19 protein-coding genes, 1 tRNA gene and 5 pseudogenes are annotated in these 25,384 nt (G+C 60.9%); 8 read left to right on the top strand and 17 right to left on the bottom strand.

The window, feature by feature from the left end; translation table 11 throughout:
- Nucleotides 1-2: 2 nt before the first annotated feature.
- The 3 genes and pseudogenes from IVB07_RS35115 to IVB07_RS35125 all read right to left on the bottom strand — a co-directional run.
- Nucleotides 3-947, bottom strand: coding sequence for a DUF2493 domain-containing protein (locus tag IVB07_RS35115; RefSeq protein ID WP_018457247.1), 945 nt, complete (start codon nt 945-947; stop codon nt 3-5).
- Between the two features lie 328 nt (nt 948-1,275).
- Nucleotides 1,276-2,337: a toprim domain-containing protein gene (locus IVB07_RS35120; RefSeq protein WP_018457249.1), complete on the bottom strand. Its 1,062-nt coding sequence runs from the start codon at nt 2,335-2,337 to the stop codon at nt 1,276-1,278.
- Nucleotides 2,337-5,691, bottom strand: a pseudogene (locus IVB07_RS35125) (strawberry notch-like NTP hydrolase domain-containing protein); the annotation flags it as partial. The pseudogene IVB07_RS35125 and the gene IVB07_RS35120, both read right to left, overlap by 1 nt.
- Before the next feature lie 647 nt (nt 5,692-6,338).
- Here IVB07_RS35125 and IVB07_RS35130 point away from each other — a divergent pair.
- Complete coding sequence (locus IVB07_RS35130) at nt 6,339-6,929, top strand: hypothetical protein (protein WP_018457251.1); 591 nt, start codon at nt 6,339-6,341, stop codon at nt 6,927-6,929.
- 449 nt (nt 6,930-7,378) lie between these two features.
- Nucleotides 7,379-7,593 (top strand): annotated as a pseudogene (locus IVB07_RS35135) (DNA-binding protein).
- A gap of 225 nt (nt 7,594-7,818) precedes the next feature.
- Here IVB07_RS35135 and IVB07_RS35140 read toward each other — a convergent pair.
- From IVB07_RS35140 to IVB07_RS35155, 4 genes and pseudogenes are all read right to left on the bottom strand, one after another.
- A pseudogene (locus IVB07_RS35140) lies at nt 7,819-8,897 on the bottom strand (IS630 family transposase).
- Nucleotides 8,898-9,356: 459 nt separating this feature from the next.
- Nucleotides 9,357-9,534: pseudogene (locus IVB07_RS35145) on the bottom strand (integrase); the annotation flags it as partial.
- Between the two features lie 17 nt (nt 9,535-9,551).
- Nucleotides 9,552-10,142, bottom strand: a complete 591-nt coding sequence (locus tag IVB07_RS40550) for a GNAT family N-acetyltransferase (RefSeq protein ID WP_083926471.1) — start codon at nt 10,140-10,142, stop codon at nt 9,552-9,554.
- Entirely contained in the window at nt 10,057-10,341 is a 285-nt protein-coding gene (locus tag IVB07_RS35155; protein ID WP_026233334.1) for a DUF1778 domain-containing protein, read from the bottom strand. Before IVB07_RS35155 ends, IVB07_RS40550 begins: the two co-directional genes overlap by 86 nt.
- Nucleotides 10,342-10,552: 211 nt before the next feature.
- Between IVB07_RS35155 and IVB07_RS35160 the strand changes: the two genes are divergently transcribed.
- From IVB07_RS35160 to IVB07_RS35175, 4 genes are read left to right on the top strand one after another with little or no spacing between them, the layout of a single operon-like run.
- Nucleotides 10,553-12,259: a restriction endonuclease subunit S gene (locus IVB07_RS35160; protein WP_018457255.1), complete on the top strand. Its 1,707-nt coding sequence runs from the start codon at nt 10,553-10,555 to the stop codon at nt 12,257-12,259.
- Entirely contained in the window at nt 12,249-13,859 is a 1,611-nt protein-coding gene (locus IVB07_RS35165) for an AAA family ATPase (protein WP_018457256.1), read from the top strand. The genes IVB07_RS35160 and IVB07_RS35165 overlap by 11 nt, the downstream gene beginning before the upstream one ends.
- Nucleotides 13,860-13,864: 5 nt before the next feature.
- Nucleotides 13,865-14,713, top strand: coding sequence for a hypothetical protein (locus IVB07_RS35170; RefSeq protein ID WP_245288461.1), 849 nt, complete (start codon nt 13,865-13,867; stop codon nt 14,711-14,713).
- A complete protein-coding gene (locus IVB07_RS35175) occupies nt 14,710-16,191 on the top strand; it encodes a class I SAM-dependent DNA methyltransferase (protein WP_018457258.1) in 1,482 nt (493 codons plus the stop codon). The genes IVB07_RS35170 and IVB07_RS35175 overlap by 4 nt, the downstream gene beginning before the upstream one ends.
- A gap of 554 nt (nt 16,192-16,745) precedes the next feature.
- On the opposite strand, the gene IVB07_RS35180 is transcribed toward IVB07_RS35175, so the two are convergent.
- The 8 genes from IVB07_RS35180 to IVB07_RS35215 form a co-directional block, all read right to left on the bottom strand.
- The gene (locus IVB07_RS35180) at nt 16,746-17,348 is read right to left on the bottom strand and encodes a plasmid pRiA4b ORF-3 family protein (protein ID WP_247384563.1); all 603 of its coding nucleotides are present in this window, start codon (nt 17,346-17,348) and stop codon (nt 16,746-16,748) included.
- Entirely contained in the window at nt 17,345-18,910 is a 1,566-nt protein-coding gene (locus tag IVB07_RS35185; RefSeq protein WP_247384564.1) for an IS66 family transposase, read from the bottom strand. Before IVB07_RS35185 ends, IVB07_RS35180 begins: the two co-directional genes overlap by 4 nt.
- Before the next feature lie 51 nt (nt 18,911-18,961).
- Nucleotides 18,962-19,291: an IS66 family insertion sequence element accessory protein TnpB gene (gene tnpB, locus IVB07_RS35190; protein WP_247442997.1), complete on the bottom strand. Its 330-nt coding sequence runs from the start codon at nt 19,289-19,291 to the stop codon at nt 18,962-18,964.
- A gap of 58 nt (nt 19,292-19,349) precedes the next feature.
- On the bottom strand, nt 19,350-19,730 hold the full coding sequence (locus tag IVB07_RS35195) for a transposase (RefSeq protein ID WP_247296276.1): 381 nt from the start codon (nt 19,728-19,730) through the stop codon (nt 19,350-19,352).
- A gap of 84 nt (nt 19,731-19,814) precedes the next feature.
- Entirely contained in the window at nt 19,815-20,057 is a 243-nt protein-coding gene (locus IVB07_RS35200; RefSeq protein ID WP_018457555.1) for a hypothetical protein, read from the bottom strand.
- 129 nt (nt 20,058-20,186) lie between these two features.
- On the bottom strand, nt 20,187-20,591 hold the full coding sequence (locus IVB07_RS35205; RefSeq protein WP_018457556.1) for a restriction endonuclease: 405 nt from the start codon (nt 20,589-20,591) through the stop codon (nt 20,187-20,189).
- Nucleotides 20,588-21,037 (bottom strand): type II toxin-antitoxin system VapC family toxin, encoded by a 450-nt coding sequence (locus IVB07_RS35210; RefSeq protein WP_018457557.1) that lies wholly within the window; start codon nt 21,035-21,037, stop codon nt 20,588-20,590. Before IVB07_RS35210 ends, IVB07_RS35205 begins: the two co-directional genes overlap by 4 nt.
- Nucleotides 21,034-21,336 carry a hypothetical protein gene (locus tag IVB07_RS35215; protein WP_026233395.1) on the bottom strand — a complete coding sequence of 101 codons (303 nt, stop codon included), beginning with the start codon at nt 21,334-21,336 and terminating at the stop codon, nt 21,034-21,036. The genes IVB07_RS35210 and IVB07_RS35215 overlap by 4 nt, the downstream gene beginning before the upstream one ends.
- A 556-nt stretch (nt 21,337-21,892) precedes the next feature.
- On the opposite strand from IVB07_RS35215, the pseudogene IVB07_RS40855 reads away from it, so the two are divergent.
- Nucleotides 21,893-22,966, top strand: a pseudogene (locus IVB07_RS40855) (recombinase family protein); the annotation flags it as partial.
- 36 nt (nt 22,967-23,002) lie between these two features.
- Here IVB07_RS40855 and IVB07_RS40860 read toward each other — a convergent pair.
- Entirely contained in the window at nt 23,003-23,500 is a 498-nt protein-coding gene (locus IVB07_RS40860; protein ID WP_026233397.1) for a hypothetical protein, read from the bottom strand.
- A gap of 7 nt (nt 23,501-23,507) precedes the next feature.
- A tRNA-Met gene (locus tag IVB07_RS35225) sits at nt 23,508-23,584 on the bottom strand.
- A gap of 312 nt (nt 23,585-23,896) precedes the next feature.
- Here IVB07_RS35225 and IVB07_RS35230 point away from each other — a divergent pair.
- Complete coding sequence (locus tag IVB07_RS35230; RefSeq protein ID WP_026233398.1) at nt 23,897-25,354, top strand: coniferyl aldehyde dehydrogenase; 1,458 nt, start codon at nt 23,897-23,899, stop codon at nt 25,352-25,354.
- Nucleotides 25,355-25,384: the final 30 nt, after the last annotated feature.

Here is a 25,384-nt window from a genome sequence, read left to right on the forward strand (position 1 = left end):
GCTCAACTTGAGCCCTGCCCGCTTCGCCCGAACTTCCAAACCGGGATTCCAAGTGTCTTCGCTTTGTCGGCAAGATTGTCCTGAATGCCCGTGCCCGGGAAGTGCATGACCCCGATCGGCAGTTCAAGCAGCATTGCATCGTTGCGCTTGAACGGCGCGGCCTTGGCGTGCTTCGTCCAGTCGGGCTTGAAGGCGATCTGCGGGACCTTGCGGTTGTCGGCCCACTTGGCGGCGATCAGTTCGGCGCCCTTGGGCGATCCGCCGTGCAGCAGGGCCATATCCGGATGTTTGGCGTGCGCTTGGTCGAGCTTGGCCCAGATCAGCCGGTGGTCGTTGAAGTCCAGTCCACCGGTGAGTGCCACCTTTGGCCCTGCGGGCATAAGCACCTGGCTGTCGGCGCGCTTCTTTGCAGCCAGGAAATCGCGGCTGTCAATCATTGCGGATGTCAGATTACGGTGGTTGACCTTCGACCCGTTGCGCGGCCGCCAGCTCGAGTGGGTGTGGCATTCGAACTCGTCGGCGGCCTGGTCGCGCATCAGCTCGAAGGCGCCTCGTCGCTCGATCAGCGTCTGCCCTTCTGCCGTCAGTCGCTCCAGCTCGACGGATTTGATCTCGCTGCCGTCCTGCTCGCGCTGCGACCGCTGCTGCGCCAGCTCGTTGTCGTCGAGTTCGCGCTCGATCCGGTCGATGGCACGGTGGAAGACGTTCACCGTCGACCAGAGCAGGTCCTCGAGGTCGGGTTCAAGGCGGGTGTCGGACAACGCCAGCAAGAGGGCGTCGAAGATATCGGAGATGCTGCCGACGAGGATTTGTGCTTCGGGAAGCGGCCGGGGATCGGGCTCGTCCTGGAAAGGCCGGTAGCCATGGAGTTGGAGTTCCTGGAGAACCTGGTCGGTTGGGGATGAGTTTTGCTGCGGCTCGAAATCGTCGTCGTGGTCGGTGGTCATTGCGGCTTTCCTTCGTCGGATTGGCCGCGCCCATCGCGGCCTTCATGGCGACGAAGGCGGCGGGCGGAACGGACTTGCACCCGCAGCGAAGCGAAGGGCCGAAGCGGAGCGGAGGACCGAAGGAGGCCGACTATTTTGCCTCGCGATGTAAAGGCGGCTCCGCCGCCGACGGAAAATAGTCGGATCCCGAGGTTGCCGGTCCGGGCCGTTTGCCGCCCGATCGCCCTCTTGAAGGGCCGTGGGTGTGGCCCTCTCCGATGCTGAGGGGACCAGAACAACCGGACTCGCGGTGAGGACGGGCTGCACCGCGCTCTCATCCCGTTTCCGGCTATGCCGCCAGCTTCATGAAGCGGGCGACATCCTGGGCCGCGATCTGCACGCGGCTTGCAGCCCGAAGCGCATCGATCCCGAGCAGTCGTAGATCCTCATTGAAATCGCCAAGCCGTGGCGAGATCACGATCGCCTCGATCCCGGCCTCCTGCGTACGGTCGATCAAGGTCGCCATGGCGCCGTCACCGGCAGGATCGTCGTCGCGGGCGATGTAGAGCCGGCGGAGCGTGTTCGGGAAGAGCATGGCGGCAAGATGCGCGGCCGAGAGCGCCGCGAGCATTGGCATGGTCGGCAAGACGCACCTGAGCGAGAGCATCGTCTCGATGCCCTCGCCGGCCGCCATAACCTCGCCTGCTACGCCAAATCGAACAGCGTGACCGAGGAGATTGCCCATCGCCCGTCTCGGCGTGTCGATCGGCGCCTTGCCAAGCGTTGTCTCGCTGAAGCCGTCCGGGTCGAGCCAGGTGCGATGCGCGCCGGTCAGATGGCCGGAGAGATCGGTGACGGCGGCGATCATCGCCGGCCAGGTCTCGGTCAGGCTATGGTCGTCGGGTCGATAGTAGCAGCGCGGGTGAAAGCGCAGGCTTGCCGTGTCGTGCAAAGCCGTAATGCCGCGATTGCGGAGGTACGTTTCCACGAGTGTGCGCCCGATCGGATTCGACATGGCGACGAGTCGTCGTGCGGCCTCGGGCGATCCCGTTGGTACGGTCGATTTCGGGGACCGGGCGCGGTTCACCTCGGGCTCCGGTTCGGGACGCGGCATGCTGAGGAAGGAGCGGGCTTCGTCGGCGACGTCCTTGAAGTCGACCAGGCCGCAGCTTTCTCGGATCACGTCGAGCAGATCACCATGCTCGCCGGTCGCGGCGTCAGTAAACTTGCCAGCTCGTCCCTTTGCAGACTCCTTGAGCCGCACGAACATCGAGCGGCCGGGGCTGTTGCGCACATCGCCGACAAGCCAGTAGCCGCCTTGTCGTCGTCCTGCGGAGAGATAGTGGCGGCACACCGCCTCGGCGTCACGCGCGAGACGGCGGGCCAGCTCGGCAGCGTCGTAACGGCCCATCAGGCGGCCTCCCGCTCGCCGATGTGCGCGATCGGATAGCGGTCGAGCACCTTCGCCAACACGGCGGCGCCGGTCGCATCTGATGGCACGAACATGCGCAGCTTCCACGAGATGATCTCGCTGAAGAAGCCGTAGGCGCGCAGCCGGTCACGCATCGTGTCCGTGAAACCGGATAGCTCGATGCGGTGGGCGCCCATCACGCGGACGCGACGGAGCTGCAGGCTCTCGGCCAAATCGAGGACGGTCCGCCGCTCCATCAGCGCCGCAAAGGCCGCGTCCGGAGTCAAGTTGGTGGCCCCGGTCACCGACGCATTCGCCGCCCACGCCGGCGAGACCCTGCGGCCGATGATCCGTTCGCCATCGTCGGTCTGAAGCCGATAAACCCGGGTCGACTCGTTTGGAAGCCGCTTCCAGATCGGCAACAGCAGGCCGGCGACGATGTTGAGGGTGCTCTCGGCGAACTCTGGCACGTCGGCGACTTCGCCGTTCCATGCTGCGGCGAAAACCTCGCGCTCCACCGGCTGCCAGTGGCTCTCGTCCATCATCTTCAGCGAAGCATGATGGTGTTCCATGGGCCGGACCAGCCGCACGCGGCGTTCGATCTCGCCGTGATCGAGCATAAGGCTCGGCGCCGGAATTTGCACCGCGGCGCGGCCCGAGCGCTCGTTGACCAGCAGCACCGCGCGCGGGTCGGCGAGATAATCGAGCGCTTGATCCAGCGTCACGGGGCGATTGTGCCGGCGTTCGGTGATCGTGAGCAGCCGGGTTTCCGCGCCGGTCGCAGGATGCGTGTAGATCGAACGGCGGTCGGTGACGACGAAGCTCTCGGCCTGCAGTGTCTCGAGGCCAACATCGTAGACGCCACTGGCGATGGCGCCCTCGACCCTGGCGTTGAGCAACTGCTCGAAGGTCGTGAACAGCACACCTTGCAGGTCGATGGTGAGCGCGAGCAGGCGGTTCAGGAACGTCGTGATTGGCGGCAGGTCGTCCCTGATGCCGTTCGCGTCCATGAGCTTCAAGCCCGTGGCGTCCTCGAACATCTGGAGCGAGCAGCCATCGACCTTGCCGCGCACGAGCAGCAGATAGAGCTGGCGCAGCGCGTCTCGGGCATAGTGGCTTTCCAGATTGTCCTCAGGTCGGAACAGACCCTGGCCGCCGGTCTGGCGCTGGCCGCGCGTGATCGCCCCCAGCGTGTCGAGGCGGCGAGCGATGGTCGAGAGGAAGCGCTTTTCGGCCTTCACGTCGGTCGCGATCGGGCGGAAGAGCGGTGGCTGCGCCTGGTTGGTGCGGTTCGTTCGACCGAGACCCTGGATGGCGGCGTCGGCCTTCCAGCCGGGTTCGAGCAGATAGTGTACGCGCAGCCGCCGATTCCGCGCCGACAACTCGGCGTGATAGCTGCGCCCGGTGCCGCCGGCGTCCGAGAAGACAAGCACGCGCTTTTTGTCATCCATAAAGGCGGCGGTCTCTGCGAGATTGGCGGAGGCGGCACGGTTCTCGACGGCAAGGCGGCCACCCTTGCGCACCACGCGCCGCGATCGGCCGGTCACTTCCGCCACGAGGTCCGTGCCGAAACGCTGCACGATCTGGTCGAGCGCGCCGGGAACAGGCGGAAGCGAAGCGAGCCGCTCGATCAGCTCATTGCGGCGGGCGACGGCATCGCGGCTCTCGACCGGCTGGCCGTCGCGGAAGACGGGCCGGGACGAGAGATTGCCGTCGGCGTCGGTAAAGGGCTCATAGAGCTGCACCGGGAAGGAATGGGCGAGGTAGTCCAGCACGTACTCGCGCGGCGTGATGTCCACGCGCACGTCGTTCCATTCCTCGGTCGGGATTTCGGCGAGCCGCCGCTCCATCAGCGCCTCGCCAGTCGACACGATCTGGATGACGGCGGCATGGCCCTCGGCCAGATCCCGCTCGATCGAGCGGACCAGGGTCGGCGTCTTCATGCTGGTGAGCAGATGGCCGAAGAAGCGCTGCTTGGCGGACTCGAAGGCTGAGCGCGCGGCCGACTTCGCCTGACGATTGAGCGTGCCAGTCTCGCCGGTGATGTTGGTGGCCTGCATCGCCGCGTCGAGGTGATTGTGGATGACGCTGAAGGCACCGGCGTAGGCGTCGTAGATGCGCCGCTGCTCGTCGGTGAGCTGGTGCTCGACGAGCTCGTATTCGACGCCGTCGTAGGAAAGCGAGCGGGCGGTGTAGAGGCCGAGTGAGCGAAGGTCGCGGGAGAGCACCTCCATCGCCGCGACGCCGCCCTCCTCGATCGCCTCGACGAACTCGGCGCGCGTGGCGAACGGAAAATCCTCGCCGCCCCAGAGCCCAAGGCGCTGGGCGTAGGCGAGATTATGGACCGTGGTGGCGCCGGTCGCCGAGACATAAACGACGCGGGCATTGGGCAACGCATGCTGAAGGCGCAAGCCCGCACGCCCCTGCTGCGAGGGCGCGGCATCGCCCCGCTCGCCCTTGCCGCCACCGGCATTCTGCATGGCATGGCTCTCGTCGAAAATGATGACGCCGTTGAAGTCGGAGCCCAACCATTGAACAATCTGCCGGACGCGCGAAAGCTTCTCGCCGCGGTCGTCGGACCGCAGCGTAGCGTAGGTTAAAAATAGGACGCCTTCGGCCAACCGGATCTCGCGCCCTTGAGGGAAGCGCGAGAGCGGCGTGACGAGCAGGCGCTCCATGCCGAGCGCCGACCAGTCGCGCTGCGCGTCCTCGAGCAGCTTGTCGGACTTCGATATCCAGACCGCCTTGCGCCGGCCCTGCAGCCAGTTGTCGAGAATGATGCCGGCGGACTGACGCCCCTTGCCGGCGCCGGTCCCATCGCCGAGCATGAAGCCTCGACGGAAATGGACGGCGTTCGGTGCGTCGTCGCGGGCGGCCGTGACGAGATCGAAGGTCTCGTCAACCGTCCAGGCGCCGGCGAGATAGTTACCATGCGCCTCGCCGGCATAGATGACCGTCTCAAGCTGGGCATCTGAGAGGACGCCGCCGCTGACGAGGTTGGCCGGCAGCCGGGGCCTGTAGCTCGGCTTCGGCGGCGCGACCGAGGCCATCGCGGCCGACTGCACCAGCTTGGTCGGGTGCGCCTGCGCGCCGGGGATCCAGATCGATTGGAGCCGGTATTCTTCGTAGATGGCATCGCTGAGGCGCGCGCCCTCGGGCGGCGTCCAATCGATCGTCTCGTAGACAAGATCAACCGCTTCGGGGTCGGCAACCGACGCCTTGGCCGGCTGGGCGGCCGGCCGGCCGGGCGAGATAGCCGCGCACGGTGCGAGGCGCCGGCGAGGCTGAAACGGGAAGCGCGCTGGTTGATGCGACTGGCAAGCGAGCTGGAGCGTGCTCGCCGATCCAACGGAGCCGGGCAGCAGCAGAGCCAGGCGCTCGGCATCGTCGCGGCCGGCCTCAACCCGTATCGCAGCGCTCTCGACCGTTCGGGTCCGGCTACGCTCGGTCCGTCTACGCACCGCGGCATAAAGGTCCGACAGGGAGAGATAGCGCTCGTCCGCTGGCCGCGAGAACCATTCCGACGATACTCGGCCGACGCGCTCGCCGCGGGTCACGTCCACCTTATAGCCGCCGATGCGGTCGCGGCCAGCGCTCAGAACTTCGACTTGGGTCATGGGTCATCTCCATGACAGGCGCCGGAGGCCTCTCCTCCGTTCTTCAACCCGTCACAGCGAAGCCCGGCCGCCCTCTCACTCTAATGGGGGCATTGCGGGGTCTCCCCGCAGAAGGGGTCGGCCGAGACCAAAGGCTCGGGCGCAGGGGAAGGCTTTCCCCTCAAGGGTCTTCCCCCCCCGGCATCCAGAATGTCTTCGGAGCACCAGGTCGCGTAACCCGATGGATCTGCTCGGAAAGTTTAGTGCACCGCAAACGAGGCGAACGGAAAATTGGGTCTCAGCTTGCGGGTACTACCACCATTTCCATACGGCAGCTTGACTTGATGTCCCGCACACCGTCAGAACGATCCTTCAGAAATCACCACGTCAGCGATTGAAACGAGAATGACGCTCGATATCAGGGGCAGCATCAAGAATACGAAGATTAGCTCGAACCCGTATGTTGTTTTCGAGGAACTGATCTCAAACGCGATCGACTCGTTCCTGATCCGCAAGCACGAGGATGAGGTCGCTGATCACGACATTTGGCTTCTGAGTGAGGAATACCATTACTACGATTACATCGCGTCAGACGTTCCGTTAGCGAGCATCCGTTGGAATGACAGCGAAAGTGTTTTCGAAAATGACATCGATCAGGAATTTCAAAAGCTGCTTGCCAAGCGCGCAGACGACAATGGCGGCAAGCGGCCAGACATTGCTCTATTCAGTAAAGAGGGCTCCGCCATTATCGTCGAGTTCAAGGCGCCGGGAGTATCGATGGACGAACATGTCGGCGACCTTTCAGAGTACGCGCATTTACTTGCGGCCAAGTCAGGGGCGGCTAAGGAAATTTTACGGATATCTCATCGGCGACACTGTCAATTCGTTGCGATTGAGCGGAACTCGGACTCCGTTTTCAGTCGGCCTGGGATGGTTTCAATCGAGCCCCCTTTTGGACCCTCGTACTCGGCAGCCATTGGGCGAGACCTATTTTGAGCTGCTTCACTTCGGCGATGTCATTAAGCGAGCAAAAAAGCGGATTGGCGCATACCAAGACAAGCTCAAGCTGAATCTAGATGAGACGGACCCGAAGTTAAGGTACGTAGTAGGAGTGTTTTTCTCCGGGCAAAATCGTGAACGCCGACCAGATTTGGAGCGGCTGGCTCGATAGCATTCGGATTTCTTTTTGTTTTCAGGTCCGGCATGGAGGCTGCCCGCAGCCATCGATACCTCGTGTACCTGCGGCCTAGAGGCGCAAGTATTTTTACTACGATCCGTCACGCCATCCTGCGACTATCAACGAAAGTCGGCGCGCTAACTCGTCCGCGTTTGACGCGAGCTACGCGGGGCCATCGAGGATCCCGTTCTCTTCCGTCATTCTGGCTGTCAACATCTCAGCCATCTCGACCGTGACGTCTCCGGCGCCGGAGTGATGGAGAATGCAAATGTCGGACGCCAAATCCCTTACCCCCGAGGAAGTGTTTGCACGGTACCGTGGCGAGGTCACAGTGGGCACGCTGCGGAATTGACGCGCAATGCGAATCGGACCGCATGCGTCAAGATCGGCAAAGCCGTCTTATACCCAGTGGGTGAACTAGACGCGTGGGATAGAACAAAATTTGTAGTTTGTAGTGCGTCGAAAGGACTGGACGTGAGCTAGCGTTTGGGGCACTTCCCCAGCATGCGATTCGGGATAAGCTTGCGCCGAATTGCGGGACGATCCGCACAATAGCATTAATCGGGTTTTTTGTTTTGAAAGCCGAGCGCGGGGTCCGGCTTGTGCCGATGTGCGACGTTCATGTTATTTCGTTTTCAGCTCTCAATACTTAAAATTCTCGCCGGCCAACCGGATGGTCGAGCCACTCTCGGTGTCCTGAAGGATTACCTAGTGGAGCGACTCTAACGCTTGTTTCCCGCGTTTGACAGCGGCGAGGACGCGCTTTGGATCGGCGGTCCATACGAAGGGTTTGGGATCGGCGTTTGTCTCGGCGACGAAGCGGTTGATGGCGACTTGCAGGTCAACGACGGATCGGAACACGCCTCGCTTGAGGCGACGGCGCGTGAGCTTGGCGAAGAAGCCTTCGACCGCATTGAGCCAGGATGCAGAGGTCGGGGTGAAGTGGAACGTCCAGCGGGGATGCCGAGCCAGCCATTGGCGTACCCTCGGATGCTTGTGGGTCGCATAGTTGTCGACGATGGCGTGGATTACTTTCCCTGCCGGGACCTGCTCCTCGATCGTGTTGAGGAAGCGAATGAACTCCTGGTGGCGATGACGCTGCATTTGCGGCCGATGACGGTGCCGTCGAGGATGTTGAGGGCAGCGAACAGCGTGGTGGTGCCGTGACGTTTGTAGTCGTGGGTCATCGTGCCGGCACGGCCCGGCTTCATCGGCAACCCTGGCTGGGTGCGGTCGAGCGTCTGAATCTGGCTCTTTTCGTCGACTGAGAGGACGACCGCATGGGCGGGAGGATCGACATAGAGGCCGACGACGTCCTTGAGTTTCTCGGCGAACTTCGGGTCGTTCGACAGCTTGAACGTACGGATGCGATGCGGCGCGAGTTGGTGGGCTTCGAGGATACGCTGCACCGAACGCAGGCTCACCCCTGCGGCTTTCGCCAGCATCCGGCCGGTCCAGTGGGTTGTTTCTCCCGGCGGCGGCCCGAGCGCCAGGTCGACCACTCTCTGCACGGTGCCCGTCGGCAGCGGTGGTTTGACGGGCTTTCGCGTCTTGTCGCGCGTTAGCCCTTCGACACCCTCCGCCATGAACCGGGCCTGCCATCTCCACACCACGGGCTTGGATTTGCCCGAGCGGCGCATGATCTCGGCGGTGCCACAGCCGTCGGCAGTGGCAAGAATGATGTTGGCCCGCCACACATGCTTCTGAGGTGCGCTGCGATCCGAGACGATCGCCTCAAGCCGATGGCGGTCCGCCCGGGTGACCTTTACGACAGTTCCTGCTCTCATGCCCAGAGCTTGAACTGCTTCGGTCGATTTGGGAATCGTCCGAATGAATCAGACCACTAGCGGTGCTCTACACCAGCGGTCCGGAGTGGACGGCTCGTATGAGGCGATTGGCAAAGCGGGGCGCGAGATCTCGATATTTCCGGACAGAAGCTGGTCGCGCGTGAGTCCGGCGAGTGGATCATAACGGAAGAGGGGCAGGCCTATCTTGCTTCGCTGGAAGAGGAAAGCGTACTGGGCCACTCAGGAGAGAACGTTCGAAGAGATTATTGAGGATCTGGCGGCCTACGTCGTGGCGCTGCTGCTCTTGTTGATCCGGCCATCGGGCCTGTTCCGACAGAAGCTGGTGGAGAGGGTTAGAGAATGGCCACTCTCACGCAGCGAAATCGAGCTGGCCCGTTGCCGAGTGCTGTGGACAAGTATCGCAATCGTCGTCGGCCATGGCGCCGTATCTCTCATCCAGGCGGCCTTACGTAAGATTCTACCCAGAATGCGATACTCGACTTCGGTCAAACGGCGGTTGCGGTTTGCTAATCTAGTGCGCTGGATTTGACACGATGATCCCGGCTTCGACGGCGTAGGTGAGAATGACGCCGAGCAACGCGACTGTTTGCGTACCGTTCCCGCCCCCCACGTACGATGGCGCTGCTGCACAGCCTAAGTGAACAGTTTAGCGATCTCCGCCAGGGGCAGGAAAAGCTGTCGTCCAGACGACACTAGTCGCCGAAAATTATGCACCTCGTAAAAGTTCCTTGAGGCATCTTTGTTGGCCTCAACTATCAAAGCATAAGTGCATTTTTGGCTGAGCAGCGCTCGGCTGAGCGCATCTATCAACATGAATCTTCCCAAGCCGCATCCACGCACGCTGTAGTCTACGGCAAGACGCGCCATCAAGATTGCAGGCACCAAGGGATGGCCCGGAATCTTTTTGGCCATCGGTAAGGGCAGATCCACCAGAGAAACAGAGGTCGCCTCGAGGGTATAAAACCCAATAACTTTCTGCCTCTCTCGGGATAGCACGAAGCAGGAAGCTAAGTGTGTCCGATCACCGTGACCAGAGTGAGCCTTAAGATATCGATCAAGCGATTCAACGCGACTATCAAACCGCGAGCGATCATGGATGGTGCTGAGTGGATCGACACGGAGGTTGCGGTCGGACAGCTTAGTGATCCAGATTTCGAATGTGGCGTTGCGCAGCCGCTTTGAAACGCGCCGATGGCTCTCGCGGCCGCAGGATAGCCTCGGCAAATGCGCGGCTTTCCTCCGCCGTAAGTCGAATCATCCGCATGTCTTCAATAGTACGGACAGCGGCATCGTGGACGCTGCCGATCACAAAGTCCGTCAGCGTGCGACCTTGCAACTCGGCCGCACGTAGGAACAGGTCCTTCTGCTCGGCAGAAATCCGGGCCTCCAGCCGCTCACTTCGTGTGGGGGACAGCCTTTTCACTCCTGCAGTCCGGCGAGCCATTGCCTTCATCCTTGTAGAGCGATTAATGTACGGCTAGGAGCCGGACGTAGCAAGGAGGCTCCCCCGGTGACACCTGTGGGTCTGGCTATAACCCGCGGCGAGGTCACCAGCGAGGCCGGAATAGAACCCCGTTGGGAAGAGTGGACGAGGATTAGTGCCGAAAGCCAGCGAAGTGCCAAATGGATGGCTGATGGTCCGCGTCGATCAAGCGGGGTCCGTCCGTCTTGGCCGTCAGCGCTCACCCGACAAGCACACTGGTCGGAACGCAACCAAATATTTGCGCGCCGCGAACATCACGCCCGAAGGCATCGATCTCAAAGATCTGCTAGAGATGGATTTCACCGCTGCGGAACGTGCGACCTTTGCGCTGCGCGTCGGCGACGTTCTTCTGACTGAGGCGTCGGGAAGCGCTGCACAGGTCGGACGAGCCGGCCTCTGGCGGGGCGAAATCGAAAACTGTTGTTATCAAAACACGGTCATTAGGTTCAGACCACACCTTGCTCTGCCCGAATATGCAATGGTGGCATTCCAGCATTTTAGTGTGTCAGGCGTATTCGCACGCGTCGCACGTGGCGTGGGAATACAACATTTGGGTGCCTCTCGCTTCGCCGAGCTTGCGTTCCCACTGCCTCCTCTCAATGAGCAGCGCCGAATTGCAGAGGTGACTAAACGGCGGCGCGCGGAGATCCGCGAGGCTAGAAATCGACTGCAATCTGCTCTTGCCCACCTCAACGAGCAGGTTCGTGAGACTATGGCGGCAGCTATTGCCGGCGAACTCGCACCGCAGAGATCGGTGGTTGGCAGCCACGAGCAAGCGAGCCCGGAGCGATCGCGCACTTCATCTCGGCAGCCCCGACGGAAGGCAGAGCCACCCAGCCTGTTCAACTATGCCGAACGCGATGGGAACGATATTGAAGTGGCCGCGGGACCGCTGCCGTCCAACTGGAGGTGGGCGAACGTTGGCGACGTGGGCAACGTCACGGTCGGCCGTCAACGCTCGCCTGGCAAGCACACCGGCCGGCACGCGACAAAATACGTACGTGCCGCGAATATCACGCCTCACGGCCTAGATCTCACCGACCTGCTCGAAATGGATTTCACCCCAGCGGAACGTGAAATTTTTGCGCTGCAGGTCAACGATGTGCTCCTGACCGAAGCCTCAGGAAGCGGAGCGCAGGTTGGCCGGGCAGCACTATGGAAGGGAGAAGTTGACAACTGCTGCTTCCAAAATACGGTCATCCGCTTCAGGCCGCACTCGGTGACGCCGGAGTATGCTTTATTGGTGTTTCAGCACTACGGCGCATCTGGCATTTTCGCTCAGGCGGCTCGCGGAGTCGGTATTCAACACCTCGGAGCCTCGCGCTTCGCAGCTCTTCCGTTCCCGTTACCGCCCCTCGAAGAGCAAGCGCGTATTGTAGATGAAGCCCGAAGCCGATTGGACGGTGCAGCGCTTCAGATTGAAGCGGTCAACACATCGCTCAGTCGCTTACCCGAGATGGAGAAGGAGCTGCTCGCCGCAGCAGTGGGTGGAGAACTTACACCCCAAGATCCCACCGACGAGCCAGCGACAGCTCTCTTGGAGCGGCTTGGGCCACCGCAGCGAGACATGGCCACATACCGACCAGCCGATGTTGAAAGCGGAGAGACTCCCATGTCCACCAAACGAGCATCGCCGAGCCAGAAACTTCCCTTAACTTCGGACCTGGCTGCGGTCTTACGCGAAGCCGGTCGGCCTCTATCGTTGCCTGAGCTTTTTAGCCAAGCAGGCTTCGATAGGGATCAGCCTGAGCACGTTGAAGTCTTCTATCTCGCACTGAGGACGCAGCTTGGCCAGACCATTCGCAAGATAGGTCATGATATAGAAAATGCCGAGTTGGAGGCGATTAATGCGCCTTGACGAGGTCACCATCGGAGAATTCAAGAATCTCCGAGACTTGCGGGTTGATTTTGACGAGAGCTCTTCTTACACCGTGCTGGTTGGCGAGAACGGCGCGGGTAAATCGAATTTGATCGAGGCCTTGTCGCTGATCTTCCGCAATCTCGATCTGGATCAGGAAGCCCCGTTCACATACCATATCAAATACCGATGCCGCGATCACGACGTCGAAGTGCGCGCTCAGGCAGATCAACATCCGCTGTTCTGGTCTAAGGACCATTCAGAACAAGAATACAGCGAGCTACCGCGCAAGCGTTTCATGGCGGAAGATGCCGATGGTCGCCCTATCTATCGGCCGGCTTTCGTGTTCGGCTACTATTCCGGACCGAGTGACAGGCTTGCCTCGATATTCGAGAAGCACCGGGAGCGGTATTATAGCTGGATTATCAAAGCCCCGGCTCAACGAGGCAGGAAATTAGCTGATCCAAACAGTCTACGACGCCTATTTTACGCGCAAACTCTTCACGGTCAGTTCGCACTCATCGCGTTCTTCATGGAAATGACGATCGCATCGGATGACGACCGTTCTTTTTTGCGCGACCAGCTTCAGATTGACGGTCTCGATAGCGTTCTGTTCGCCCTCAAGCGCCCCCCATGGAACCGCAAGGGCGGCGATCCACGTTTCTGGAACGCCGTCGGCGAGGTTCAGGAATTTCTTAGCCGTCTTTACGAAAGGGCTATGTTGCCGATCCGGATGGGTCGGCGCATCGCCGTTGACCTCACCAAAAACCCCACTGTCGAGAACCTGTACCTATTCCTAGCCCAACCCGAAGCACTGACCGAGGTCTATAAATCCTACGGCAATCAGTATGCATTTTTTACCGCGCTTGAAAGTACACACCTCTCTAAGGTATTAGGTGAGGTGCGAACGCGCGTTCGCATGACGCCCGCCGCCGGCGGTGGCGAGGTTACTTATCGCGATCTTAGCGAAGGTGAGCAGCAACTTCTCCTTGTCCTCGGTCTACTGAAATTCACCGCGCGCGACGAAGCTCTCTTTCTACTCGACGAGCCCGACACCCACCTCAACCCGGCTTGGAGCACCCAGTATCTAACTTTCTTGGACCGCTTCATTCGCGGCCGGGACAGCTGCCATATCGTCATGTCGACACATGACCCGCTAGTCTTCGCCGGCCTGGAGAGGGCACAGGTGCAAATATTTCGGCGAGACGATCACGGGCGTGCCATTGCCGAGCTTCCCGATCAGGATCCGCGCGGAATGGGAGTCGCGGCCATTCTGACCAGCGACCTCTTTCGTCTGCGATCGACGCTTGATCCAAAGACACAGGCAGACCTCGACCGTCAACGTATCCTTGCGATGAAGTCCGCACTCACGCCTGCGGAAGAGGAGGAAATGCGGCTCCTAAAGGAGGACTTGCGGGGACGCGGCTTTGACCAAACGATCAGAGATCCTCTCTACCACCAATTCCTGAAAGCATGGACTGAACACGAAGATCCAGCGTGGCGACAAGCCGTAGAATTAACTCCGGAGCAACGTGAGCAACGCGCGCAGCTCGCAGCGCGGATCGTCGCCGAACTTCGACGTGAGAGTGGGGCGCATTGAGCGAGATGCGTTTCATCAACCTCGAGGCGATTGTTCCCCATATCCGTGACCTGTTGGCGGACTTAAATGCCGCGCAGCAGGCAGTCGTGGCTGAGGCCGATCCGAAGCGCCGAGCCGCGCTAATCAACAACCATCAGGCGCGCTGGACAGCGCTCCGGGAGGCATTCGAAACGGTCTCGTTCGGCAAATGTTGGTACACCGAATGCAAGACCCCGGGTGCGGACAACGATATCGATCACTTTCGGCCGAAACTCGCGGTGAAGGAGGATCGGGGTCATCCCGGCTACTATTGGCTTGCTTTCGACTGGCGAAACATGCGCCTCAGCTGCCAACGTGCGAACCGACCTCGGCGTACGCCAGGCACGAGGATAGTTGGCGGCAAAGCTGATCACTTTCCACTTCTTCCGGCGGGAGTTCGAGCGTCTGCCCCTACAGACAATATCAACCTAGAATGCCCAGCGCTGCTCGATCCTACCCATCCCGGTGATCCGATCTTGCTATCGTTCAAACCGAATGGTGAAATCGATCTTTCTCCAGAATATCGAAACAATCCAATCGCCGAAGCCAAGATCGACGCGAGCCGTTTAGGTCTGCATCTAAATTGGCCGAAGTTCGTAGATGCCCGCGTGACGCTGTACAACCTCGTCGAGCGCACTGTTGAAAGGGGCCAGCGTGAGGCTCCACCCGATTTCAACGGTATGCCTGTGGCCAGTGAGGCTTTTAAGGATTCCATTCGGGACCTGCATAGTTTCATGGATCAGCGTGAAGAATACTCGTCTGCTGCGCGGGTATACGTCGAATCCTTCAGACATGTCTGGTGGGTACGTGACGTTGTACTGAGATTGCCCCAATGACAGACAGCCGCGCAAGTTCTGAGGGAGCAACTGCTCTCATCCGAAAACTCTGGCAGTACTGCAACGTTCTGCGAGACGATGGCCTCTCGTACCCTGATTACGTTGAGCAACTGACGTATCTGCTGTTTCTGAAAATGGCAGACGAGCAAGAAGGTGGCCTTGTTCCGAAGAAATATGGGTGGCGCTCGTTGGACGGCCTCGACGCGGAGGCGATGCATCACCAATACGCCCGCATTTTGGCCGCTCTAGGCAAGCATGGCGGCATGCTCGGCCTCATCTTTGGAAACGCGAAAAACAAAATTCGCGATCCAGCAAAGCTTCGCCTTCTAATCGTGGACCTCATCGGGCAGACGGAGTGGACCGGCTTATCAACCGATGTGAAGGGCGATGCTTATGAGGGACTTCTCGAGAAGAACGCGCGTGACACCAAAAGCGGTGCGGGCCAATATTTCACGCCACGCCCGCTGATCGAAGCGATTGTGGAATGCGTCAACCCACAACTCGGTGAAATTGTCTGCGACCCAGCATGTGGAACCGCGGGTTTCCTCCTAGCTGCGCACGATTATCTGCATCGCACAAATCCACGAATGACGCGCAACCAGCGAACCAAACTAGCTACCAAATCCATTCGTGGTGTCGAACTCGTCGAGGAGGTTGCGCGGCTCGCGACGATGAACCTTCTGCTTCACGGTGTAGGTGGCAACGACGACGACGAACTGCCGATCGCGTGCGAGGACAGTTTAAAAGAACCGCCGAAAGTCCAGGCCAATGTCGTCCTAACCAATCCGCCCTTCGGTACCAAGGGGAGTGTAACCTACGCCCAAGAGCACCGCGGACCGCGGAATGACGATACACTGACGATTGTCCGTCCCGATTTTTGGGTGCAGACGGCCAACAAGCAACTGAATTTCTTGCAGCACATCTTCGCACTACTGAAGCCGGGTGGTCGAGCGGCTGTTGTTGTTCCTGACAATGTCCTCTTTGAAACCGGAGCCGCATCTGCAGTTCGGCGACGTCTTCTAGAATCCTGCCGAGTTCACGCCTTGCTTCGCCTCCCGTCGGGGCTGTTTTATGCTCAGGGCGTCAAGTCAAACGTCATATTCTTTGACAAGCCGCGCAACTTGAAATCGGATCGTCCTGTCGAACGGATCTGGGTTTACAACCTTCGCTCGGATAAGCGCTTCTCCTTAAAGACGAAGCCCCTACAACGAGACGATTTACGAGAATTCGTAACACTGTTCAGGGCAGGATTCCAATCCGACACTCAAGTAGCTGACGCACAGGCTGCGGCGCGCCTCCGAAGCTTCGGCATGGACCAAATCCTATCGACCCCGGACTGCCGTTTGGACTTAGCATGGGACGATCCTTCCATACAGCAGCGTACGCCGGGCCTTGCGCGACTGGAGGAAATTTCGCGGCTCGTTGCTGATGATCTCCAGAGAGCCCTTGCTCTGATTTCTAAACCGCCGGCCAGTTGATACAGTCCTTCCACGGCGATATCGCGGGGACGGACAATTCTTCCTCAACGCTGCTTGCCGGGATAGTAGCGATGGGGCCAGCACCGAATTCCTGAGTGCGCTCACCGGAATCATTCGTGGCGGTGAGCGCGCAATACCGCCAAGGCTTCAACTACCGACCTTTCAACCGATGGGGTTCGGCCTTCCGTACAGTGAGGGCCTCACGGTGAGTCACGACGCGGCCGATTATCGGTATGCCCTGTTTCTGATGGCCTGGCGCTGCTCAGCAATCCGTTCCGCGGTCGCTTCCGCGAGGTTGGTATCTGGTCGCGACGGGCTATCTTTGCGCTGAGCGGCGTCATTCTAGGACGACCTTGAAGGCGGGATACGGTCGTCGGAAAGCTGCAAGCACTCTATCGCGTGCCTGGTCCATTCGCGAGTTGCTGCCTCGGTAAGCATGAAGGTTGGGCAAATGGGATTCCCGCAGCTGCAGGGCTTGATTTCTCCGGAGGGCAGCAGCGCTTTGAATCGGCGGTAAGCGTCGCTCTGAGGCCCATTTGATTGGTGCTTGACGTCTATTTTGAACGCGTGGTGCGCCGGCGCGGCTTCCATATTTCCGACAATGCGTTGACGGCGGCCTCGAGCGCCTTCCGGTCGACGACGTTGGGATCAAACTGCTCAGGGCCCCAGAGGCGCATTTGTTCGTGCTCCGGATGGGTGGGGTCGCGGATGGCGTCGAGGTATTCGGTATAGCCTGACGCACCGCCGACATCTTCCGGAGGACAACGGCCGGCGGCCTCGAGCAAGAGGGGAAGTCCCTCCGTTGTCGTGTTGTCGAACCACTTTTCGAGCTTGATCACGTGATCCCAGCTGTCGCCGAAGTCGTAGAGATAATGGATCGTCTTCGCGCCGGTCTCGTGAACGATATTGGAGAGCCGCGTCTTGCGAGCATCGATGGGCTGAGGGCCAAAATCTCCATCGGGATCAGGGATACCCCAACGTCCTTCGCCAGCCAAAAACTCGAAGAGATGGCTATTCGTCCAGCCAAACGCCGCCTGAAGCGTCAGATGCAGCCGATCAAGGCGCAGCGTGAGCGGCACGACAAGGCATCGCATCACCTCCGGTTTCACGTCCTCGAGGGTCACCTTGATCCGGACCGCGGTCGTGCTGAGGCTCATGCCGCAAGCCTCGGATCTTGTGCATGCATCGTATAGGTGGATGCCCAGGGAAGCAGTTCGTCCAGCCGTGCCGCCGGCCAGCCATTGACGAGCTTTGCCAGAACGTCGGCAAGCCAATACTCGGCGCTGACGCCGTTGAGCTTACAGGTCTCAATGAGCGACGCCAGCAATGCCCAATTCTCAGCACCCTCGTCACACCCGGCGAACAGGGCGTTCTTGGCATTGAGCTTGATCGGCCGCATCGCACGCTCGACTGCGTTGGTGTCCATTTCGATGCGCCCGTCATCAAGGTAGAGCGTCAAGCCGTCCCAATGACGCAGTGCATAGCGTAAAGCTTTCGCCGTCTCACTCTTCTGCGCGAGGTGACCAAGCTTCGCCTCAAACCACTGCTTCAAGGCTGCAGCCAACGGCCGGGCATGCGCCTGCCGGCCCGCGCGGCGCTCGGCGTCAGATCGGCCACGGAGGACTTTCTCGACCGCGTAGAGCTGGGCGATGCGCTCGAGGGCCTCGCGGGCAACCGGCGCCGGCGCCGGCGAAGCCTCGCGCTCGATCTTCACAAACTGGCGCCGGAGATGCGACCAGCAGAATGCGAGCGTCCCGGACAAGGCGTCCGCACGCGTCTCTCGCATCATGGTCTTGTAAGCCTGATAGCCGTCGCAGTGGATGATGCCGCGATAGCCTTCGAGCAGTCGCAAGCCATGAACGGCGCCGCGGCCTGGTGCATAGGCATAGACCACGCCGGGCGGATCAGGCCCGGCCCAAGGCCTGTCATCGCGCGACAGCGCCCAGAAGTAGCCGGTTTTGGTCCTGCCGCGCCCGGGATCCAGCACCGGCGCCGGGATCTCATCGACACAGAGCTTCGGAGAGGCGAGCAGAAGCTGGCGCAGACGATGCCACAAGGGCTTCAATTCCTGGGCCGCATAGCCGACCCAGAAGGCGAGCGTGGAACGGTCGATGGCAATACCGTGCGTCGCCAGCATCTGCGTCTGGCGGTAAAGCGGCAAATGCCAATGATACTTGGCATCGATCACATGCGCGACGAGCCGCTCGGTCGGCAGTCCTCCCCTGATCAATCGCTCGGGAGCAGCATGCTGGAGGACGACGCCGTGACAGGCGCGGCAGGCCAGTTTGGGGCGGCGGGTGACGATAACGCGATACTGCGCCGGTACGACGTCCAGCCTCTGGCTCTCATCGTGACCGATCTCAAAAAGGTCGCCTGCGCAGCATGGGCAGCAGGTTGCAGCGGGCATCAGGTCCTCGATGATGCGCGGCAAATGCTCCGGCAGCTTGCCACGATTGGCCCTGCGCTCGGCAGCTCTCTTCTCGCGTGTTTTGGGATTGGCGCGGTCCTCGGCTGCTTCGAGAGCCGCGACAGCCTGATCAATATCGTCCAGAATAAGCTGGAGCTGATCAGCGTCAAGCTTTTCCGACGATCGACCGAACTGCGCGTCTTTTGCAAGCTTGAGCAACCGCTCGAGCCTGGCGCAGCGATCCAGCAGAGCCGCGGCAAAGGCACGCAACTCGGCTGGATCGCTCGGCAGTTCATCAGGCAAATCACTCATTGGCCCGAGTCTGCCATGCTTCGCGCCCCGATGCAGCGAAGATTTTATGTCCTACGCAAGCGCTTTCGGCTGCGGGATTCGAGGCGCATGCATGCGTGTCCAATCCATGCCGGCCAGAAGCGCCGACAACTGCGCCGCGTTCATTTGCATGACGCCGTCAACAACCGGCGGCCATTTGAAGCCGCTGCCATCGAGCCGCTTCCAGTACAGCACAAGGCCGCTGCCATCCCAGACCACCATCTTCACCCGGTCAGCGCGCTTCGCACGGAAGACCACCGCCACGCCCTTCATCGGATCGTGGCCCAGCGTCTCCTTCGCCAACAGCGCCAGGCCATCCGCGCCCTTCCTGAAGTCTACAGGTCGGGTCGCAACGTAAATCATGAGGCTGGCGGGCGGCGTCAACATGAACGTGTCCGTCGAATCGCCAAGAACACATCACTCAACACAGCAAGGCCAGCGTCCCTCGCACCTCAACTCGTGCCCCCTGGAGCTCAACCGTCACAACGGCTGCTTCCGGCGATGAGGAGGGCGCGGCAGCCGCCGATGGCGACGATTCCGACACCAACGGCACAAACGACAGTGCACCCGCCGCAGCTGGCAGCACCAGTTGACCTAAACGCGCCCGGCGCCGCCAGTCATGCACCTGCTGTGGCCGGCAGCCATGCCGGCGTGCGATATCTGTTACAACCGCGCCCGGCTCAAGGCTTTCCGCGACAATCCGGGCCTTCAAATCATCCGGCCACTGCTTACGGCCTGCGCCGGCGTACACTTCGATACGCTGTGTCAATGGTCGTCTTATGTCGTCCGAATGATCGTCCATTATGAGCACCCTTGCAGAAGATGACTCTTCTAACGGTGCTCCCAAGATCGCGCACAGACAATCTAAAGGGCCGCGGCGCTACGCTTACAATCGGCGGCGAAGCTGATCCAGTTCACGGACCGTCAGCTCCAGAGCGCTGCGGATGCCCACATCGCGGATGTGATGCAGCGAGGGGAGCCGATGGATTTCGACGCCTTCTCGCGTTTGCCAGATGCCTGTGCTGAGCACTCGGATGGTGTCGTCGATGGCCTGCTGGAAAGCGTGTAGATTGCTCTCTTGTTGAAACGGCGTCCGAAACGCCGGCCGGTCGAAGGCGCGCACAAACATTGCGAGGGCTTGCTCGTCATCGACGTCCTGAAACTTATCAACGAAATTGTGCAGCTCGCCTTCGCTGTCCGGAAACGGAATGCCGTCGACCAGGCGCCGCAGGAGAAATTCAGCTCGCAGCCGAAGATGCTACTCGAATTCTGCGCCAGACCAGATCGCTACTTTAGGGACACCAAGTTTGGCGGCCGCCGAACGAACATCGTCGCGACGCTGGGGCGAGACACTGCCACGGCATACGAACTTGAAGGCGTCAGGTTTGCCGGTCACCGCATTCACCGCGGCGGCCATATCCTTCTCCGCCTTCGCTTGGGTGAGACTGCCACGATTGACGCATTGAATAACGGTGCGCTCGTCCGGTTGGTCGTCGAACGGACGTGTGCCGACGATGTCACGCCCTTGGTCGCTTCCTGTCTGGCCGAACCAAGCGAGATCAGTCCAGCCATCGCAAAGGTGGTAGGCGAACACGAGGCGTTCGAACTCGGTGCCGCTGAAATCCTCGAAGTGAATTGGCCGGACCGCTCGAGCTATCGTCACCTGCCTACCTCTTGGCTCCGAGAGCTACGGAGCGGGTTGACAATCTGAACGTCCTCGAAATGCTTTTCATTGTCGGTCACGACCACGCACTCATTGGCTTCGGCTACAGCAGCAATGATTGTGTCTAACGCGCTTCGCGAACGGCCTTTGGCTTTGCCGTTGGCCATCAGCCGCGCCCACACGAGGGCAGCTTTCTCGTCGAACGATAGGACGCGGCCAGCAAACAGCGCTTGCGGACCTTCGGAGCCGGCGAACCACGTTTCAAGGCTGCTGCGCTTCTTGCCCTTCGGTTTCTCTAAGATGCCACGGCGGATTTCGGCGACAGTAAGGGAAGTAATGAAGAGGTCGTCGTCTTTCTGAGCCCCCATCCAAGCCAGCAGCAAGGCCGACGGCTTCGGCCTTATGACGTTGCTGATGATATTGGTATCAAGGAGGTAGCGCGTCACAGTTCGATCTTACGCCCCTCTTCTCGCGAACGGCTAAGGTCGAGATCTGCACCGACCATAGGTGAGCGACGTAGCGCGGCGAGAATGCCGCCCGCTTTCGGAGGCTCACCAGCCACTGCCTGCTGTATGGTTCGACGAAGCTGCCCGGCTTCCGGACTTTCCTCCGTCAGTTTTCGGGCGAGAGATCTGAGTAGATCGCGGTCAGCGTCGAGCGCCTGGATCTCGAACCGAGCGATGCCACGCTTAGTCAGGCGGGACCGATAATTCTCGAGGGCTCTCTTCTGCGCACTGTTGCTCATGGCGTGCCTCCGTGCTATATCCAGATATATAGCCGCGTTTTCTTTGGAGCACAAGGCTGATCGAGTTGTTAACGATCCCGGCAGATAGAGACGGCCTCTCCCGGGCATTTAGGCTGCTGGGGGTTGCCACCGTGATGAGACTCCCCTGTTCAAAGGGGGGCGATCACAAAAATATTATTGCTACGAGAACGGTCGACCCGTGCCCCGGCACTACTCTGCCCCTCGCCTGCACTTGCTCATATGCGCCACAAGGCATTGATTTACAACACATCTTTGCCTTGCCAATACGCCGTCACTTGGCATCATTGTCGCGCAGCGGGATCTTCCGCGCGAGGACAAGGACGCGATCGTGGCGCGACCGAGACGCACGACAGCCGAAAAGCTTTGCGTGGTCGCCGACGCTACCCGCGAACCGGCGGCGCTCGCCTCATCGAACCCCGATCCTCGCCTCGTCAATCTGGTCCGACTGCTGGCGCGACAGGCCGCAAGGGATTTCGTTCGAGCCCAAACTGATAGCCGGACGCGAGCCCCCCCTCCGGAGTAAGGACGTCGCCTCGTGAAGGTCGCGCTCTACGCCCGCTACTCATCAGAGAATCAGCGAGACGCCTCCATCGAGGACCAGTTGCGGTTGTGCCGCCTGCACGCCGAGAAGCAAGGCTGGACAGTCGTCGACAGCTACACCGATCGCGCAATCTCCGGCGCGTCACTGTTGCGTCCTGGCATTCAGGAACTGATCAGCGATGCGATGCGCGGCAAATTTGTCGTCGTGCTCGCAGAGGCGATGGATCGCCTAAGCCGCGATCAGGAGGATATCGCCGGACTGTTCAAGCGTATGGCGTTCAGCGGAGTGCGTATCGTCACGCTGTCGGAAGGTGACGTGACGCATCTGCATGTAGGTCTCAAGGGCACGATGAACGCGCTCTTCTTGAAGGACCTCGCCGACAAGACGCGCCGCGGGCTGCGCGGCCGCGTCGAGGACGGCAAGTCCGGAGGCGGGCTGTGCTTCGGCTATGACGTGGTGAAGCAGTTCACGGCAAATGGCGAGCCGATCCGCGGCGATCGAACGATCAACGAGGCGGAAGCCGCCGTCGTGTGCCGTATCTTTGCAGACTACGTTGCCGGCAAGTCGTCCCGCACGATTGCCTTTGAGTTGAACAAGGAAGGCGTGCCTGGGCCGCAGGGCGCCGAATGGGGGCCGTCAACAATCCATGGCAACCCGAAGCGCGGCGTCGGCATCCTCAACAATGAACTGTATGTCGGCCGCCTCGTTTGGAATCGGCTACGCTATCTGAAAGACCCGGATACTGGAAAACGGGTGTCACGCCTCAATCCTGAATCCGAGTGGGTGATTCAGGAGGTACCGGAGATGCGCATCATCGACCAGGAAGTCTGGAATGCGGCGAAGGCCCGCCAACAATCCCTCGCCTATGAGACATCTGAGCCTGGCGAGAATGCGTTGAACGAGCGTCGGCGGCCAAAACATCTGTTTGCCGGCCTTTTGAAGTGCGGCTGCTGTGGCGGCGGCTACACCATGATCTCGAAAGATCTGCTGGGCTGCGCGACGACACGGAACAAAGGCACCTGCGATAACCGGCTGAATATTCGGCGGGACGCGCTGGAGGCCTCGGTGCTCAGCGGCTTGCAGACCCATCTAATGGAGCCCGAGCTATTCAAGGAATTCTGCGACGAGTTCACCCGCGAGGTGAACCGGTTGCGGATTGAGCGTGGAGCTGGCTTCGCAGCAATGCGAGACGAGCTTCCGCGCATCGAGCGCGAACTCGGAAAGTTGCTGGCTGCTATCAAGGCTGGCGGTCCGATCGAAGCCATCGTTGAGGATATGAAGCGGCTCGAGGCCCGAAAGGCCGAGCTGAAGGATCAGCTTGCGAATGCGGAAGAGCCGCCGCCCCTCCTGCATCCGAACACGACGGAGATCTACCGCCAGCGGATCGCGGCGCTCTATGAGAGCCTGCAGAATGGGGACGGGAAGGCCGAGGCGGCGGAAGTCTTTCGCACCTTGGTCGATCAGGTGACGCTTGTGCCTCAAGAGGCGGAGCTGGCGATTGTGCTGCGCGGCGATCTGGCCGCGATCCTTCAGTTTGCCGCGAACAAGAAAAACCCCGACGTCCTTTCGGAGGCCGGGGTTTTGGGTGCCTTGCTTTCGCAAGAATCGTTGGTTGCGGGGATAGGATTTGAACCTATGACCTTCAGGTTATGAGCCTGACGAGCTACCGGGCTGCTCCACCCCGCGTTAACCGTTGCTTTGCCTTCGTGAAAGCGCCGGGGACGGTGAATGAAGGGCCGGCGCTGTTCGCGTGGCTTGCTTCGTCCGTCCCGAAGGCTTCCTTGGAAGGCAACCCCGGGCAAAGCCCGTTGGGTGCGGGCGGTATGTACCAACCCGGGGTGCCTTTGGAAAGGGCTGCGAGAACGTTTTTTTCGACTTTATGACAGCGCGGTGGACGAATTTGCGGCCTATTTGGCCGGCCCTTGCCAGAAGTTCCACAAGGGGCCAGCTTGCGGCAACAAAACCAGGCGGAAACGCCACTTAATGGGGGAGAACGCCATGGACCACGCCTTGGATCGCCCCTCAGATCGCCCCCCGCCGAGCGCCCCGCTTCGGGGCCTCGAAGACGCCTTCCATGCCATGGTCGAGCGGTCGCGGGCCGAGCCGGCGCCTGGCCTCGCCGAGCGGCTCGACCGCCTGGCGCGGTTGCGCACTGTCGTCGCCGACAACGAGGAGCGCTTCCGGCAGGCGATCTCGGCCGATTTCGGTCACCGCTGCGCGGTCGAGACCAATATCGCCGAGACCATGATGGTGTTCTCCGAGATCCGTCATGCCACCAAGCACCTCAAGAGCTGGATGGCGCCGCAGCGCGTTTCGACGGCGCTGCAATTCCTGCCCGCGCGCAACCGGCTGATGCCGCAGCCGCTCGGCGTCGTCGGCATCATCGCGCCCTGGAATTATCCGCTGCAGCTGACGCTCGCGCCCGCGATCGGCGCGCTCGCCGCCGGCAACCGCGTCATTATCAAGCCGAGCGAGCTTGTGCCGCACTTCTCATCGCTGCTGAAGGAGACGGTCGCCGAGCGGTTCGACGCTGCGGAATTGCTCGTCACCGGCATCGAAGACGAGGTCGCAAAGGCCTTCGCGCATCTGCCGTTCGATCATCTCGTGTTCACCGGCTCGACCCGGGTGGGGCGGCTGGTGGCGGAGGCCGCGGGGCGTAACCTCACGCCCGTCACGCTCGAGCTCGGCGGCAAGTCGCCTGTTATCATCGACGCCTCGGCTGATCTCGAAGAGGCCGCCGAGCGCATCGCCTACGGCAAGCTGCTCAATGCCGGGCAGACCTGCATCGCGCCCGACTATGTGCTGGTGCCCGAGCGCGCGTTGCAGGCCTTTGCCGAAAAAGTTCGCGCGCAGATGCGACGCATGTTCGGCACCGACCCCTCGAACAAGGACTACACCTCCGTGATCTCCGACCGGCATTATGCGCGGCTGGAAAATCTCGTCTCCGATGCGGCACGTCGCGGCGCAAAGATCCTGCAGCCGGCGAAGCCGGACGATCCCAACTGGAAGGCGCACCGCAAATTCCCGCCGACGCTGATCGTGGGCGCGAGCGAAGACATGGCGGCCATGCAGGAGGAGATTTTCGGCCCCGTGCTCCCCGTGCTCGGCTATCGCGACCCGGCCGACGCCATCGCCTTCGTCAACGCCCGCGACCGGCCGCTGGCGTTGTACTGGTTCGGCAAGGACCGCGTTGCGCGCGACGAGGTGCTGGCGCGCACCGTCTCCGGCGGCGTCACGGTCAACGACTGTCTGTTCCACTTCGCGCAAATCAACCAGCCGATGGGCGGCGTCGGCGCATCCGGCACCGGCGCCTATCACGGCGAATGGGGCTTTCGCACGTTCGGCAAGCTGAAGCCGGTGTTCTACCGCTCGAAATTCAACCGCCTCGCCGACCTCTATCCGCCTTATGGCGGCAAGATCGCGCGGCTGGAGAAGATGATGCGATTCGTGTCGTAGGTTTCAGCACCTGTCATTGCGAGCGCAGCG

Source organism: Bradyrhizobium sp. 172, assembly GCF_023101065.1.
Taxonomy (GTDB): domain Bacteria; phylum Pseudomonadota; class Alphaproteobacteria; order Rhizobiales; family Xanthobacteraceae; genus Bradyrhizobium; species Bradyrhizobium canariense_D.

What these genes read in the sequence shown, in the direction of transcription:
- IVB07_RS35115 (WP_018457247.1), bottom strand. Translation starts at nt 947, where the DNA reads ATGACCACCGACCACGACGACGATTTCGAGCCGCAGCAAAACTCATCC.
- IVB07_RS35120 (WP_018457249.1), bottom strand. Translation starts at nt 2,337, where the DNA reads ATGGGCCGTTACGACGCTGCCGAGCTGGCCCGCCGTCTCGCGCGTGAC.
- IVB07_RS35130 (WP_018457251.1), top strand. Translation starts at nt 6,339, where the DNA reads ATGACGCTCGATATCAGGGGCAGCATCAAGAATACGAAGATTAGCTCG.
- IVB07_RS35160 (WP_018457255.1), top strand. Translation starts at nt 10,553, where the DNA reads ATGGTCCGCGTCGATCAAGCGGGGTCCGTCCGTCTTGGCCGTCAGCGC.
- IVB07_RS35165 (WP_018457256.1), top strand. Translation starts at nt 12,249, where the DNA reads ATGCGCCTTGACGAGGTCACCATCGGAGAATTCAAGAATCTCCGAGAC.
- IVB07_RS35170 (WP_245288461.1), top strand. Translation starts at nt 13,865, where the DNA reads ATGCGTTTCATCAACCTCGAGGCGATTGTTCCCCATATCCGTGACCTG.
- IVB07_RS35175 (WP_018457258.1), top strand. Translation starts at nt 14,710, where the DNA reads ATGACAGACAGCCGCGCAAGTTCTGAGGGAGCAACTGCTCTCATCCGA.
- IVB07_RS35180 (WP_247384563.1), bottom strand. Translation starts at nt 17,348, where the DNA reads ATGAGCCTCAGCACGACCGCGGTCCGGATCAAGGTGACCCTCGAGGAC.
- IVB07_RS35185 (WP_247384564.1), bottom strand. Translation starts at nt 18,910, where the DNA reads ATGAGTGATTTGCCTGATGAACTGCCGAGCGATCCAGCCGAGTTGCGT.
- tnpB (WP_247442997.1), bottom strand. Translation starts at nt 19,291, where the DNA reads ATGATTTACGTTGCGACCCGACCTGTAGACTTCAGGAAGGGCGCGGAT.
- IVB07_RS35195 (WP_247296276.1), bottom strand. Translation starts at nt 19,730, where the DNA reads ATGGACGATCATTCGGACGACATAAGACGACCATTGACACAGCGTATC.
- IVB07_RS35200 (WP_018457555.1), bottom strand. Translation starts at nt 20,057, where the DNA reads ATGTTTGTGCGCGCCTTCGACCGGCCGGCGTTTCGGACGCCGTTTCAA.
- IVB07_RS35215 (WP_026233395.1), bottom strand. Translation starts at nt 21,336, where the DNA reads ATGAGCAACAGTGCGCAGAAGAGAGCCCTCGAGAATTATCGGTCCCGC.
- IVB07_RS35230 (WP_026233398.1), top strand. Translation starts at nt 23,897, where the DNA reads ATGGACCACGCCTTGGATCGCCCCTCAGATCGCCCCCCGCCGAGCGCC.